Genomic DNA, 14,436 nt, shown 5'->3' with positions numbered 1-14,436 from the left:
AGCGCGCCGTGTGCGGCGTGTTCATCGCACGACTTGACGAGGAAACAGCCATGTCCAAATCAACGCCTCTCGCGTATGCCGGCATCGTCGGCGCCACGTTTTTCTGGGGCACCAACTTCAATGCCGGTGCCTATATCATCAAGAGCATGGCACCGATCAGCGCGTCCATTGAGCGCTTTGCCATTTCTACCCTGTTGCTGTTGCTGATTTTCGGCCTGGCGGGCAAGTTGCGCCTCACCACGCTGAAAAACAATCTTGCCGCGTTTATCGGTCTGGGCCTGCTGGGCTTTACCGCGTTCAACCTCGCGACCTTCTTCGGCCTGCAAACCACCACGCCCATCAACGGCGCGCTGATCCTGGCGACCACGCCGCTGTGGACCATGATCTTCGCGGTGCTGCTGGAAGGCGAACGCATTGATCGCGGCCGCGCCATCGGGCTGGTGCTGGGATTGCTGGGCGTGGGACTGGTGATCACGCGCGGGGATATCCAGGTGCTGCTCGGGCTGAAAGTGGCGACCGGCGACGCGATCATTCTGGCCGGCAGCATCGCCTGGGCAGCCAACATGGTCGGCACCCGACGCTTCGTCAAAGACTCGACACCGCTGGAAACCACCAAGTTTTCGATGCTGTTCGGTGTCATTGGCCTGATCGTGTTGGGCTTCATCTATGAAAGCCCGATGGCCTCGATCAGTACGGCTTCGCTGTCTGTGCATGGAGCGGTTTTCTACTTGGCGGTCTGTGGTTCGTTGATTGCCTACTTGCTGTGGTTCAAAGGCATTCATGCGATCGGTGCGGCGCGCACGTCGATCTTCTTCAACCTGGCGCCTGTGTTCACCATGCTGGTGTCCTCGATACTCGGTGTGCTGCCCAATGTGTGGCAGTTGCTGGGGGCGGGCGGCGTGATTCTTGGGGTGGTGTTTGCTTCGGGGTTGGTGTTCGGTGCGGGGCAATCTTCGGCGGTGAAGGTCCGTACTGGCCTGGCAGATAAGGCCGCCTGATCCCCCCGCCAGCTGCTACAGATCGCGTTTTGGCTTACATGATTTTTCGAACTCGGCAGCTCAAATGCTTCGTCGATTATCGAGGTTTCGTCTGGTGTGGGAAGCACGCGCCACGTCAATAAACATCGCCGCAGATTTTTTGTTTAAAACCTCCAAAGGTTACGTCCTGAAAGCTACAAAACCTTGCGCCGTTGCCTACGGCTGCGCCAGAATCCGCCGGCTTGTGCGCCTTGGGGTCACTCGGTAACTTGATTCGTGTCACTGCCCATCAGTGATCGGGTTTAGCAGCCCGGGATATCTCGGCTGAACGTGCATCTGTTATGCAGGTATTTCATTGCCTGTACTTAATGGTAGCTGTACGTAGGGCGCCCTTGGGCGCGCCGGATTGCTGAGTGTCCCGGTCTGCTAACCTGCGTGCAGTTGCCACCCTCTTCGTTTAGCAGCAGGAGGGATGGCACACCATTAGGACACTCAGCAAATGATAAAGCCTTCACCAAATCCGCCTGACACCGATCCGGCCTCCCCATACGAACCCGATTCAAAGAAGCTCAATGAGGCCGCCGAGCGGGCTCTCGATTACCACTTTCCATCGAACGCCGACATCAAAGCCACCCCGCGAACACGCAGCACCCTGTTTTCCGTAGACCCTGAGACTACGGTCGAAACCCTGGCGGTTTATTTGGTCGAGATACTGGCGTCGGTTGACGTGATGGTCCATCAGTTGGTGGATCATTTAGAGGGGGAATCGCGCTACGCTTTGCTGGGCATTTCCAACAGCATCATGGTGGCGGAGATCACGGCGAATCGGGTGTTGGATAAGATCGATCTGCCTAAGTAGGTGCTGTCTTCTGTGAGTAAGTAGCGGACGTTGGGCTGTGCAGCGGTGCCTTTTTGGGGCCGTTGCGCGGTCTAGCGGGAGCAACCTCTCTCACCACAGGTTTCTCGGTGCTTGGTGTTTCTGCTAGCTGTCTGGCGTTTGGGCTTGTACGTGATGTGATTAGTCTGGACGCCGCGTTATCGTCCTTCGCAAGTAAGTTTTGCTCCTACAGGGGCGCGTTGTGAGAAAGCGGTTATGCTGCCAACCAGGAATGGGTAGTCGATGGAGTGGTTGGTGATTGGGGGGGGAAGTTGAAGCGTTCAAGCTATTAGCTAGGCATACTTAACTCGTTTCTCAGAAGAGTGCGTCGCGACTGCTTCTAATATAATTTCAATGGTGTTACGTCGAAAAGTTATAAACAACTGTCATTTCTTACAGGTGATATTGAACAGTTGTCGATTTAGGATGAAGCCTCTATGAATAGATGGAGCTATTGAAATGCCATACTCACAAGATTCGTTCACTAATATTACCGTCGACACCCCTATCGATGTTCAAACACCTACTAGCCATAAGGGCAGTTTTAAATCTGCTACTGCTACTAAAGTGGTTATGCACTGGAAGGGAGAGCTGAGGGAGTTTGAATATTGGGAGATTAAGCAAGTTAATGTCGGGGTTCTATTGGACGACTTTTTTAGGGAGGATGGAACCGTATGGACACGACCTGATCATGACCTGTTAGTACGATAACTCATATGACTATTTGATCACCACCAAGCTGCATCATCGCCGCGTATTGTTTGTTGCTGTTGACCCAGTCCAGAGCTGGCGGTGGTGCGGGTGGCTTGTTGCAGGTGTTGGTGGCCGGCGCCTGATCTTCATTAATTCGTCGTAAAAAAAGATCCGCTGATGCAATGCAACAGCGGGTCAATTGGCTTTCCGTTCAATCCGGCTTTTGTTGTACAGCCCCCCATTCAGTTTTGCTCTTCACAGGCCTGGGCCATTTTGAAGTAGGTAAAGGCCTCGACATTTCCGGAGGTGTCCAGATAAGTGAGTTTGGCGCTGACCACTTCGCAATCGGCGGAACGAGGCTCCTCAAGGGAAATGACTTTCGCCACGTGGATCGGCATGCCATAGCGATAAGGCTTGGCGGGTACATTGGGCGTGTCTGCAAACGCGTTATGGGTGAGTACTACCAGGGCAACAGCAGCACTGGCGAACAAAGTACGAGTATTCATGGTGTGTCTCCGGTTACTTCATATAGGTCGGCGGATACTGCAACGCCGACCCTTGCAGAAGACTTCTGACATCCATCACAATTTCAGGTGGACGCGCACCGTGTGGGGGAGTCAGGATCTGCAGAAGCAATATGAAAAAAGTTGCGGGTTTCATGTTGCACTTCAACTTGGCTACTCAGAGCCCGATCAAATCGCGATGAACTTCCAGCGCATTACGCTCGACCCAGTTGTGCGCCAGCAGGCCGTCCGGTCGAACTTCCCAGACCGCAGTGCCGAGCATTTCAAAGGGGCTGTTACACGTGCGGCCACCAATAAAGCCCTGGTTCTTTCCGGCCAGTTTCCAGCGGGAAGCAACGCGAGTGCCTTCGGCGTTCTGAAACGTCTCGATACTGCTGAATTCGAAGTCTTCGATCTTCGACAGAAAGACACCGATCCATTGAATAAAGGCATCGCGGCCGACGATATCCATCCCGCCAGACGTGATCACAAAGTCTTCGGCTACAAAGCGCGCTGCGGCTTGCGGGTTCTTGGCTTGCCAGACTTCGCGCCAGAAACTTTCAACAATATCTACTGCTTTATTGACTGCCATTTTCGAACGCCTCGTATTGGATTGAGTACGATGTTCGGCAATTGCTATCTAGAACACAAACGCATAAATTTAATGGCATCCAGTAGAAAGGCGAATCCATCATGCACGCCAGCGACCTTGAGATCGACCTGCTTCGGGCGTTTATCGCCGTGGCGGAGACCGGCAGTTTCACTGCTGCTGCCGAGGTGATCGCGCGGTCGCAATCGGCAGTGAGCCAGAAGATCATCCGGCTGGAGGAGGTGCTTGGTTTTCGTGTCTTCGAACGCACCAGCCGCGCCCTGACCCTGACCTCGGACGGCGAGCGACTGCTGGCAGGCGCACGCCGAATGATGGTGCATTTCGACACCTTCATGCGGGATATCAAGGCGCCGGCGACCGTCACCCTGCTGCGCCTGGGGATCTCGGAAAACCTCGTGCCGACCCAGCTGCCCAAGCTGCTGTCGCGCTTCACCCAGTTGTATCCAGACATTCAACTCGAACTCACCACAGGCTTGAGCGACGACCTGCTCACCGACTACGAAGCCGGGCTACTGGACGTGGTTATTTCCAAGCGAAAATTCAGCTCCGGCACTACGCGAGGCCGAGTCATCTGGCGTGAGCCGCTGGTGTGGATTGCCGCGAAGGATTACCAAATCGAATCGTCGAAACCGGTGCGGTTGGTGATGATGCGGCCGCCCTGTGCGTACCGCGCCATCATGATCGAAGCCCTGGCCACGGTCGGGCGGGAATGGGCATCCGCGTGCCTGGCCAGCAATTTGATGGGGGTGCAGGCGGCGGTTGCGGGCGGGTTGGGGATTACGGCGTTGGGAACGTCATTTTTGCAGGAAGGGATGCGCATACTGGAACCGTCGCAGAAGTTGCCGACTTTACCCAGCACCGAGGTGGCGGTGATTGGTGATGATGTTCGGACTCAGCATCTGGTGCAGCCGTTGGTGTCGTTGCTGACCGAGGGGTTGATGTCGGGCGGCCGTCTGACTTGATCCGCGCGTTTTCAAGCCCTGACCCGGGCGACTCGCCCGGGTCTGGGACCTTTTGACGTCTAGTGTCCGCCCACCACCATACTGCTGAACGGCGCCACATAAGCCTGCAACGTCACCAACCCACCGACCAAGATCGCCAGCACAATCGAGTGGAAGAACACATATCGCAGAATCTCCCCTTCATGCCCGTACCAGCGAGTCGCCGTGGACGCGACCACGATCGACTGGGCGTCGACCATTTTGCCCATGACCCCACCGGAACTGTTGGCTGCGGCCATCAGCACCGGGCTGATGCCCAGTTGCTCGGCGGTCACTCGTTGCAAGCCGCCGAACAGCACGTTGGAGGCGGTGTCGGAGCCGGTCAACGCCACGCCGAGCCAGCCCAGGAGGGTGCCGAACATGGGGTAGAAGATGCCGGTCGCGGCGAAGGCCAGGCCCATGGTGGCGTCGAGGCCCGAGTAGCGCGTGAGGAAACCGAGCGCAAGCATGGCCACGATGGTGATGAGTGAGTAACGCACCACCCACAGCGTTCGCAGGTATTGGCGGGCCAGTTGCGGGATGGAATAACCCATCAGCAGGCCGCCGACGATGGCCGCCAGGAGGATGCCGCTGCCGGTGCTGGTGAACCAGGTGAATTTGTAGACCGCTTCCTCGGTTTTTGCCGCGGGCACCACGGGCGGCACCTTTTCGATTTGCTGGTGAATGGTGGTGAAGGTCACGATCGGGGCGAAGATCGGGTTGGCTTCGCGCACCGGTTTGCCCTGAGGGTCGAGCTTGGCCGAATTGGTGGCCGGATCGATTGCCGGACGGGTATCGAACATGTTCTTGAAGCCCTGGGTGCCCCAGGCGAACACAAACACGGTGAGGATGATCCACGGCATCCAGGCGCGCATCACCGCCGGTTTGGCATCGCTGGCGAAGGTCCCGCTGGCCTCGGGTTTTTGCTGATGCTCCTCGTCGATCTTCGAGTTGTCGACGCGCCCGGACAGGGCCGCCGAGGTGTGGATCGTGGCCGGTTTCCAGACCTTGAGGAAACCGGTCAGGCAGGCCATGGATATCAGCGCGGCGATCACGTCCACCAGCATCGGCCCGTGGTAGTTGGACACCAGAAACTGCGGCACAGCGAAACTGACCCCGGCTACCAGAATGGCCGGCCAGATTTCCAGCATTTTGCGCCAGCCGGCAAAGGCCCAGATCAACCAGAACGGCACGAGCACCGAGAAGAACGGCAACTGCCGGCCGACCATCATCGACAGCTCCATTTCATCCAGGCCGGTGACCTTGGCCAAGGTGATGATGGGCGTGCCCAGTGCACCAAACGCCACGGGCGCGGTGTTGGCGATCAGCGCCAGGCCTGAGGCGGCCAGCGGCGAGAAGCCCAAGCCGATCAGAATCGCCCCGGTCACCGCCACCGGCGTGCCGAACCCGGCAGCCCCTTCAAAGAAGGCGCCGAAGCAGAAGGCGATCAGCAGCAGTTGCAGGCGTCGATCGTCGGTGATGCGCGCAAGGGAATCCTGCAGCACTTTGAACGAGCCGTTTTCGGTGGTCAGCCGGTGCAGGAAGATGATGTTGAGGACAATCCAGCCAATCGGCAGCAGGCCGTTGGCGGCGCCGTAGAGTGCCGCCGAGCCGGCCATGTCCGCGGGCATGCCGAAGGCAAAAATGGCAATCAACAGCGCCGAGCCAAGGGCCAGCAAGGCTGCCAGATGCGCCTTGATATGGAAAAACGCCAGGGATGCCAGCATCACCACCACCGGCACTGCCGCCATGATGGTTGAAAGCACCGGGTTACCAAAGGGATCGTAGATTTGCTGCCAGACCATGTTCCACCTCTGCTTTTTATTGTTGGTAGTGCAGGCCCCGGACGGGGTTGGTGGCATGGAGTATAGGTGGCATTACGCCGCTGTCCTGTGAGGTTTGTCGGCGTTAATACCTTGTATCAGTGTCCAGTCCTGACCCGGCCGATCTTCTACTACGCTCAGAAAGAATGACGGCGCGAGCCCCGATCCAGGGCTTGCGCGTCCAATGCTCTGGCCCGATCCATTCACCACGAGAGGGAGACAGCGATGACTGAACGCCATGAGGAACACAAGGAAACGCTATCCAACGGATGCAGGATCGACGTGAAAGCCGAGATATTGAGGGACGGCTCCCTGAAGATGTTCATCGGTGTTTACCGGCCGGATGGCTCGGTCATAAAAGAGGACAATGACCCGCGTCCGCATCTGTTGGACATGGAGGACGCTTTGGCCTGGGCAGTTGAAAAAGCCAAAGACATCGGTAACCGCCAGCACACGTTGTAAGAGCGGTGAACCACCGCTCTGACCATCGCCTTTATTGCGTACCAAACATGGCTGTCCAGTAAATCCCGGCGTCACTCTTAGGATCAACCGCATAGGCCGCGCCCAGTTCGCGGAACTGTGGGTTCATCAGGTTGGCGCAATGCCCGGGGCTGGCCAGCCAGCCATCGACGACCTTGCGCGGGGTGTCTTGCCCGGCAGCAATGTTCTCGCCGATTTCCTGATAGGTGTATCCCGCCAGTTCAGCGCGATCCCCCGGTGTGCGACCGTCCTGGTCCTTGTGGTCGAAGAAATTGTTATTCGCCATGGCCCGGGTATGCGCTTCGGCCGCGGCCGCCAACGTCGCATTCCAGGCCAGCGGCGTGGTCGCGGCAAACGGTTGGCCGCCGCACTGGCGCGGTTGGGCGCGGGCGGTATTGAGCAAGCCCAGCAACTTCTGGCCCTCAGCCGCGGCGTCACCCATGCGCGCGGTCAATTGCGGTCGCGCGAGCACAATGCGCCAGTCGCGACCCTGGTGGCTGACACCGACGTCGATGAATTGCGGGTTCAGCACGACCTGGCAGAAGCTCTCCTTGATCGCCGTCATGGCGGACTGTGCATCACGCGGTCCGGACAACATAATCGCTTGCACGTTGGTCATCGGGTACGACGCTTGAGCCATGGCCTGCTGCAAGTCGACAGCTCCGCTGGGTGACAGGTTCAGGCGCGAATCGCTCGTCAGCGGCGGCAACACCGATGACGCCTGACCGGCGCAACGCTGTACCTGGCTGCGGTAAACGTTGATCGACTCGACCAATTGCGTTTCTTCGCTGGCCACAGCAGTGGCGGCGAACACCAACCCCAGTGGCAACACGGCAAAACGCAGAGCGGATGACAGGACGCGCATGGAAATCTCCCTTGAATTGACTGCGCCCATGATGCGCGATTCCACCCCATGCCGCGCAATGCCTTTTTGCGCTTTGTTGTCCGGCGGTTGACATGATTTGGCTACTACACTGAAGCCAAGTCGCCAAACGGGCGCTTCCCTCGACGCCAAACAGAGTGTCTCCATCATGTCCTTCAAATGGTCCGTTGCGTTCCTCGTGGTTACCCTTGTCGCAGGCCAGGTTATTGCCGACGACCAGCAGCAAAAAAAAGAAGTGGCTGAAGACAAGGCTCAGGTGCTTGAGCAAAAAGCCGCGGACAAGAGCGCCGATGTACCGGTGCCTAAATCCGAGGCGATCACCCAATCCGAAGTCCAGGCCGTCGATCCCGCCGGCAAGTCTCCGCTGGACGATGCAATAACCTGCATGGCCCGCTCCATCTACTGGGAGGCCAAAGGCAAGGACACCGACGACATGGCCGCCGTCGCCAACGTGGTCATGAACCGCCTCGGCCACGCTGGTTTCCCCGACACCGTGTGCGCGGTGGTCAAGCAAGGTTCAGAGACCAAGAGCTGCCAGTTCTCGTGGTGGTGCGACGGGCGCCCGGACACCGTCCAGGAAGAGACGCAATATGCCCTGGCCAAGGAAATCGCGCGCAAGGCGCTGAACAAGCAGCTCCCGGATCGCACCGGTGGCGCGATGTATTTTCATGACCGCACGGTGAAACCGGACTGGGCCAAGGAGTACATCAAAACCGCTGAAATCGGGATGTTCCGGTTTTATAAACCGCATGATGGTTCGGCGAAGTAGGTCCAGGCCATATCCTTATTTGACCAACGACTGGTTCCATTTCGAAGGAGGCAGGGTTCTACTACGATGGCTTGAAACACGTCATGCCACGTAATCGGACAGCCGCCATGCACAACATCGGACTCATCGTTTACCCCGGTTTCCAGGTGCTGGGCCTGGCCATGTGCGCTTCCTTCGAGTTGGCCAATATGGCGGCCGACGAGCCGGTGTACAGCATTGCGCTGCTGTCGGAGCAGGGCGGCCCTGTAATGACGTCGGCCGGTTTTGGCGTGGAAACCCGCGCGTTTGACGAGCGTTCCTTCGATACGCTGCTGGTGATGGGGGACAACCTGATCCGGCCGACATCACCGGGCATGGTTAAGTTTTTGCGCAACGCCAGCCTGACCACCCGACGCCTGGGCTCGATCTGCACCGGCGCGATTGTGCTGGCGGAGGCGGGTTTACTGGATGGTCGGCGGGCCACGACTCACTGGTGTCATGCATCGGCCTTGCAGCGGGCGTACCCGAAAGTGAAGGTCGAAGAAGACCGCATCTTCATCAATGACGGCAATATCTGGACCGCCGCTGGCATGAGCGCTTGCGTGGACCTGGCACTGGCGCTGGTGGAAAAGGATCTGGGCGCCCAGGTCGCACGTGTGGTGGCCCGGCAATTGGTGGTTTATCACCGTCGTGCGGGAGGGCAGTCGCAGTTTTCGGTGATGCTCGAACTCGAGCCCAAGACCGATCGCATCCAGGCCGCGTTGACCTATGCCAAACACAACCTCAAATCAACGCTGTCGGTCGAAGAGCTGGCCAGCGCAGCCAATCTCAGCCCACGGCAGTTCAGCCGGGTTTTCCATGCCGAAACCGGTCAATCCCCGGCCAAAGCCATCGAAAACCTGCGGGTGGAAGCCGCCCGGCTGATGATGGAAACCGGTCGGCACTCCATCGATGTGGTGGCCAGCGACACCGGTTTTGGTGATCGCGAGCGTATGCGTCGGGCGTTTATCCGGGCGTTCGGGCAACCGCCGCAAGTGATCCAGCGCGCCAATCGGATCGTGTCCTGAAAGGTGGTGTATTCGACATTTAAGACAAAATATGACTGTCGTAATCTAGATCTCGTTGAAGCCGTTTCCCTCAGTGAGATCACCACCATGACCCTCGTCAAAGCTGCCGCCGTACAAATCAGCCCAGTGCTCTACAGCCGTGAAGGCACCGTCAATAAAGTCGTGCAGAAGATTCTTGAACTCGGTGACCAAGGCGTTCAGTTCGCCGTGTTCCCGGAAACCATCGTGCCGTACTACCCGTACTTTTCTTTCGTGCAGGCGCCGTTCGAAATGGGAACCGAGCACCTCAAGCTGCTGGATCAGGCCGTTACGGTCCCTTCGGATGCCACCGATGCCATCGGCGCCGCTGCCAAACAGGCCGGCATGGTCGTGTCCATCGGCGTCAACGAACGTGACGGCGGCACGCTGTACAACGCGCAGTTGCTGTTCGATGCCGATGGCACGCTGATCCAGCACCGGCGCAAGATTTCCCCGACTTATCACGAGCGGATGATCTGGGGCATGGGCGATGGCTCCGGGCTGCGCGCTGTCGACAGCGTGGTAGGGCGCATCGGCCAACTGGCGTGCTGGGAACATTACAACCCGCTTGCCCGTTACGCCTTGATGGCCGATGGCGAACAGATTCATGCCTCGATGTACCCGGGGTCGTTTGCCGGTCCGCTGTTTGCCTCGCAAATGGAAGTCAACATTCGCCAGCATGCCCTCGAATCGGCGTGCTTTGTGGTGAACTCCACAGCTTGGCTCAACCCTGAGCAACAGGCACAAATCATGGCCGACACCGGTTGCCCTATCGGCCCGATTTCCGGTGGTTGCTTCACGGCAATCATCAGCCCGGATGGTGTGGTGCTTGGCTCGCTGCAGGAAGGCGAGGGAGAAGTGATCGTCGACCTCGACATGGGCCTTATCGACAAGCGCAAACGCATGATGGATTCGCGCGGCCACTATAGCCGCCCGGAGTTACTCAGCCTGCTGATCGACCGCACGCCGACGACCCCTATGCATGAGCGCGGTGCTCATCCGCAGGTGCCAGTGATCGATGCTGTGGAAGAGATCAGCCGCTGATTGGCTTGAGACCGCGCCGCCCCCTTCGCGTACAGATCATGCGCCATATCAAAATGGGCGCATGAACTGTAGGAGCAAGGCTTGCCCGCGAAGAGGCCATCACAGTGGCAAACAAAAAAGGGACTTCCACGAAGCAATGGAAGTCCCTTTTTTTCTCATCTTGTCTTTACAGCTCCTGCCCCAGAAAGATCAACGTATTGCCATGGGCCTCAGCCGCTGCACGCTGGTTGTAACTGTCGCGATGCGAGCAGTTGAAGCCATGCTCGGCCTCCGGGTACACGACGATTTCCACGTTGTCGTTGTTGTCGAAACGCTCGGCGATTTTCTCCACCGCTTCCAGGGGAATGTGGCTGTCCTGTTCACCGAAGTGCATCAGCAACGGCACCTCGATTTCATCGGCGCGGTCCAGATGGTTCTGGATGCCGCCACCGTAGTAGGCGATGGCCACATCCACCAGGCCGTTAGTGGCGGTGAGGTAGGACAGCAAGCCGCCGAAGCAATAACCGATGGAAGCGATGCCGCCGTCCAGGCCCGGTTGCGCATCGAGCGCTTCGATGGCCAGTTTGATGTCGTCCTGCGCCTTATCGATGTCGGTGGCGTTCATCAGCTCGACGGCGCGTTTCCAGCCCGCTTCGTCGTAACCCAGTTCGATACGGTGGCCGTTGCGCCAGAACAGGTCCGGCGCAATCACCAGGTAACCATCGGCGGCGTATTGCTCCGCGACCGAGCGGATGTGTTCATTCACGCCGAAGATCTCCTGGATCAGCACGATCCCCGGACCTTTGCGAGTATGCGGAATCGCCAGGTAAGCGCCGAAGGTGCCTTCGTCGCTGTCGATCTCGATCCATTGGGTGGTTACGCTCATGGTGGCTCCTGTCTACGCAAGTGAGTGAGGTTGAGGCTTATTTCGGCTGCGTGGCCTTGTAGCTTGGCAGAGACTGCATACGTTTCCACCATCCGTCGAAACCGTCCACCGAAAACACCTGTGGCGCATCCGGCGTCATCGCGATGTAGGCGCAGCCCGGTGCGAGGTAAAAGTCACCGATACTGGGTTCAAGACCGGCGATATATGGATCGGTGCCTTTTATTTTCATCAGCTCGCGCAACACCCGTTTCGAATGTTCGATCCCTTTGCGGCGCGCCTCTTCATTCTGACCGCCAATGAAGTCAGGAAAAAGATGGTAGCCGAACACTTGCACCAGGTTGCCATAGCCATAGGCATCGTAGATGCCTTGGGCCATGTGAGTGCGAGCGCGGTCGTGGGCGTTATCCGGTGTGATGGACGGCCCGGGCAGGACTTCGTCCAGGTAGGCGATGATCGCGCCGGTTTCGATGACCCGAAAGCCGTCATGGTCGATGACGGGCACCTTGCCGAAAGGGTGCCGCACCAAATGTTCCGGCAGATGCGGCTCGCCTTTGATCACATTGACCTGCACCTGGTCGAAGTCCGCGTCTTTTTCAGCAAGCAGCATTTTCACTGTGCGCACATAGGTACTGCCGTCAAAACCGTAGAGAGTGAGGCTCATGGCGATTGCTCCGTTTTCAAGGGAGTGGAGGACGCGCCCGAGACTCTGGTCGGTCAACGGTTATGGCGACGCCAGAAGAATCGAGCCAACAGTGCATCCAGGCTGAGCTTGCCGGCACCCGAGAGCAACAACGGCATCATGGCGGCGAGGTAGATCAGCGGCAGCTTGAAGTTGCCGTGACCCTTGTTGCTGATGGCGTAACCCTGGGCAAGCTCACTCAATGTAGACCAATCGGCCGGCCAGTGAACGGCAGCGGTCGCGACAATCGTGACGACGATCAGAATGATGGCCGACACCCGCGTTCCGAAGCCGACCAGGATGGCCAGGGCGCAAATCAGCTCCGCCCACATCGACAGTTCCCAGTTCAGCGTGGCGGGCACATGGTTGAACGGAAACGGGAAGGCGTCCTGGATGTCGGCGAACCAGTTCTCGCCGTTCCATTTTTCCAGGCCCGACTCGAAGAATTCCCAGGCAATGAACAGCCGCAGCGTCAAAGGCGCGAGCCAGCTGCCGGCACGATCAAGGTTTAGGTGCAGGCCTTTCACGGCCGATGAAAGTGAGGTGTTCATGAGCGTGATCTCCGTTCAGTCAGGAAGGCGGGGCAGCGGTTGCCCCGCGAAACAGGGTTATTCGCCAGCGCCGCACTTGCCTTCGCCACATTTGCCTTCAGCCGGTTTTTCCGCGGTATCGGCCTGGGCTTGGCTGTAGCCGTGGGCCAGTTGTTTCATGCTGAACGCTTCGGATTCGGAAGCCGAAGCCGCGTTGGACAGGGCCAGGCCACCGGCGATGATCAGGCCGAGGGTCAGGGAAGAAGTCGAGAGCTTGAACATGGTGATACTCCGTAGCGTTGAGTGAGTTGAGCGCTTTGATCGGCTTGGCCAATCGACACGCACAGTTCATCAAGCGGGTGTATCTGCGATGTGTCTTTGGTGCGGGGTTTTATGGATGGGGTGTGTCGCAAGGGCGTCTGTACACACTCCGATACACGGCCCCGACACCTTGAGCCTGTGCAACCCCCCTGTGGGAGCGAGCCTGCTCGCGATAGCGGTGTGTCAGACACCATCAATGTTGACTGACGGGCAGCTATCGCGAGCAGGCTCGCTCCTACAGGGGGACGGGTGAAGTTGAGATTGTGGTCGGGTCATCTGTGATCCGGCGCTCACCAACAGCGTCTAGCCTCCGTGTCCCCGCAATCCCACGGGGCGAGACTTCGGAACCCGGCATGCAAGCGCTGTTGAACGAGATCCTTGACGCCGTCCGGCCGCTGATCGGTCAGGGCAAGGTGGCTGACTACATTCCCGCCCTCGGCACGGTGCCGGCCAATCAGTTGGGCATTGCCGTGTATGGCAACGATGGCGAGCTGTATTGCGCGGGCGATGCCGATACACCGTTTTCGGTGCAGAGCATTTCCAAGGTGTTCAGCCTGGTGCAGGCCATCGATCACTCCGGCGAGGCGATCTGGGAACGCCTCGGTCACGAGCCTTCCGGGCAGCCGTTCAACTCGCTGGTGCAGCTGGAATTCGAGCGCGGCCGCCCGCGCAATCCCTTTATCAATGCCGGTGCACTGGTGATCTGCGACATCAACCAGTCACGCTTTGCCGCGCCAGCGTTGTCGATGCGCGACTTCGTCCGTCGCTTGTCCGGCAATCCGCAGGTGATGGTGGACGGCAAGGTCGCCGAATCCGAATACCAGCACCGCGCGCGCAACGCGGCCATGGCCTACCTGATGCAGTCGTTCGGCAATTTTCACAACGACGTCGAGGCCGTGTTGCGCAGCTACTTCAGCCATTGCGCGGTGCGCATGAATTGCGTGGACCTCGCCCGGGCGTTCTGCTTCCTGGCCAACGACGGGTTCTGCAAACACAGCGGCGAACAGATCCTTACCGCGCGCCAGACCCAGCAGGTCAACTCGATCATGGCCACCAGCGGGCTGTACGACGAAGCCGGCAACTTCGCCTACCGCGTCGGCTTGCCGGGCAAAAGCGGTGTGGGCGGGGGAATCGTCGCGGTGGTGCCGGGGCAGTTCACGGTGTGCGTCTGGTCACCGGAACTGAATGCCGCCGGCAACTCGCTGGCCGGCATGGCGGCGCTGGAATTGTTGAGCCAGCGGATTGGCTGGTCGGTGTTCTGAGGCATTCGGGCCTGAGCGATTAATGACGCTCCCTGGATTTTCCTATACATTTTCCAGCCGCCCACAGCATGGTGAA

The 14,436-nt window shown here is 58.6% G+C and carries 16 protein-coding genes; 8 read left to right on the top strand and 8 right to left on the bottom strand.

Going from position 1 to position 14,436, the window contains the following annotated elements; all coding sequences use genetic code 11:
* Nucleotides 1-50 precede the first annotated feature (50 nt).
* Nucleotides 51-998: a DMT family transporter gene (locus BLU63_RS29945; protein WP_083376978.1), complete on the top strand. Its 948-nt coding sequence runs from the start codon at nt 51-53 to the stop codon at nt 996-998.
* Nucleotides 999-1,476: 478 nt separating this feature from the next.
* The gene (locus BLU63_RS29940; RefSeq protein WP_010459527.1) at nt 1,477-1,836 is read left to right on the top strand and encodes a DUF6124 family protein; all 360 of its coding nucleotides are present in this window, start codon (nt 1,477-1,479) and stop codon (nt 1,834-1,836) included.
* Nucleotides 1,837-2,789: 953 nt separating this feature from the next.
* On the opposite strand, the gene BLU63_RS29930 is transcribed toward BLU63_RS29940, so the two are convergent.
* Nucleotides 2,790-3,053: a DUF2790 domain-containing protein gene (locus BLU63_RS29930; RefSeq protein WP_010459529.1), complete on the bottom strand. Its 264-nt coding sequence runs from the start codon at nt 3,051-3,053 to the stop codon at nt 2,790-2,792.
* 175 nt (nt 3,054-3,228) lie between these two features.
* Entirely contained in the window at nt 3,229-3,642 is a 414-nt protein-coding gene (locus BLU63_RS29925) for an ester cyclase (RefSeq protein WP_077750132.1), read from the bottom strand.
* Between the two features lie 101 nt (nt 3,643-3,743).
* Between BLU63_RS29925 and BLU63_RS29920 the strand changes: the two genes are divergently transcribed.
* On the top strand, nt 3,744-4,622 hold the full coding sequence (locus BLU63_RS29920; RefSeq protein WP_083376976.1) for a LysR substrate-binding domain-containing protein: 879 nt from the start codon (nt 3,744-3,746) through the stop codon (nt 4,620-4,622).
* A gap of 59 nt (nt 4,623-4,681) precedes the next feature.
* Here the strand turns inward: BLU63_RS29920 and BLU63_RS29915 are convergent, their stop codons facing one another.
* The gene (locus BLU63_RS29915; RefSeq protein ID WP_083376975.1) at nt 4,682-6,445 is read right to left on the bottom strand and encodes an L-lactate permease; all 1,764 of its coding nucleotides are present in this window, start codon (nt 6,443-6,445) and stop codon (nt 4,682-4,684) included.
* Nucleotides 6,446-6,688: 243 nt separating this feature from the next.
* Here BLU63_RS29915 and BLU63_RS29910 point away from each other — a divergent pair, with 243 nt between their 5' ends.
* On the top strand, nt 6,689-6,925 hold the full coding sequence (locus BLU63_RS29910) for a hypothetical protein (protein ID WP_010459533.1): 237 nt from the start codon (nt 6,689-6,691) through the stop codon (nt 6,923-6,925).
* 31 nt (nt 6,926-6,956) lie between these two features.
* Here BLU63_RS29910 and BLU63_RS29905 read toward each other — a convergent pair whose 3' ends face one another.
* The gene (locus BLU63_RS29905; protein WP_010459535.1) at nt 6,957-7,808 is read right to left on the bottom strand and encodes a CAP domain-containing protein; all 852 of its coding nucleotides are present in this window, start codon (nt 7,806-7,808) and stop codon (nt 6,957-6,959) included.
* Nucleotides 7,809-7,974: 166 nt separating this feature from the next.
* On the opposite strand from BLU63_RS29905, the gene BLU63_RS29900 reads away from it, so the two are divergent.
* From BLU63_RS29900 to BLU63_RS29890, 3 genes are all read left to right on the top strand, one after another.
* On the top strand, nt 7,975-8,595 hold the full coding sequence (locus BLU63_RS29900; RefSeq protein WP_077750136.1) for a cell wall hydrolase: 621 nt from the start codon (nt 7,975-7,977) through the stop codon (nt 8,593-8,595).
* 107 nt (nt 8,596-8,702) lie between these two features.
* Complete coding sequence (locus BLU63_RS29895; RefSeq protein WP_083377319.1) at nt 8,703-9,641, top strand: GlxA family transcriptional regulator; 939 nt, start codon at nt 8,703-8,705, stop codon at nt 9,639-9,641.
* An 87-nt stretch (nt 9,642-9,728) separates the two neighbouring features.
* Entirely contained in the window at nt 9,729-10,703 is a 975-nt protein-coding gene (locus BLU63_RS29890) for a nitrilase-related carbon-nitrogen hydrolase (RefSeq protein WP_083376974.1), read from the top strand.
* Between the two features lie 166 nt (nt 10,704-10,869).
* Here BLU63_RS29890 and BLU63_RS29885 read toward each other — a convergent pair whose 3' ends face one another.
* From BLU63_RS29885 to BLU63_RS29870, 4 genes are read right to left on the bottom strand one after another with little or no spacing between them, the layout of a single operon-like run.
* Nucleotides 10,870-11,568: a dienelactone hydrolase family protein gene (locus BLU63_RS29885; protein WP_010459541.1), complete on the bottom strand. Its 699-nt coding sequence runs from the start codon at nt 11,566-11,568 to the stop codon at nt 10,870-10,872.
* Between the two features lie 37 nt (nt 11,569-11,605).
* Complete coding sequence (locus BLU63_RS29880) at nt 11,606-12,229, bottom strand: glutathione S-transferase family protein (RefSeq protein ID WP_010459543.1); 624 nt, start codon at nt 12,227-12,229, stop codon at nt 11,606-11,608.
* Between the two features lie 53 nt (nt 12,230-12,282).
* Nucleotides 12,283-12,798: an HvfX family Cu-binding RiPP maturation protein gene (locus BLU63_RS29875; protein ID WP_083376973.1), complete on the bottom strand. Its 516-nt coding sequence runs from the start codon at nt 12,796-12,798 to the stop codon at nt 12,283-12,285.
* Between the two features lie 57 nt (nt 12,799-12,855).
* Nucleotides 12,856-13,059, bottom strand: a complete 204-nt coding sequence (locus tag BLU63_RS29870) for an HvfA family oxazolone/thioamide-modified RiPP metallophore (protein ID WP_077750139.1) — start codon at nt 13,057-13,059, stop codon at nt 12,856-12,858.
* A gap of 392 nt (nt 13,060-13,451) precedes the next feature.
* Here BLU63_RS29870 and glsB point away from each other — a divergent pair, with 392 nt between their 5' ends.
* On the top strand, nt 13,452-14,360 hold the full coding sequence (gene glsB / locus BLU63_RS29865; protein ID WP_010459549.1) for a glutaminase B: 909 nt from the start codon (nt 13,452-13,454) through the stop codon (nt 14,358-14,360).
* The last annotated feature ends 76 nt before the right edge of the window (nt 14,361-14,436 follow it).

The organism is Pseudomonas mandelii (genome assembly GCF_900106065.1).
Taxonomy (GTDB): Bacteria; Pseudomonadota; Gammaproteobacteria; order Pseudomonadales; family Pseudomonadaceae; genus Aquipseudomonas; species Aquipseudomonas mandelii.
Note: the sequence above shows the minus strand (reverse complement) of the source record. Positions and strands in the feature narration are given on the sequence as shown.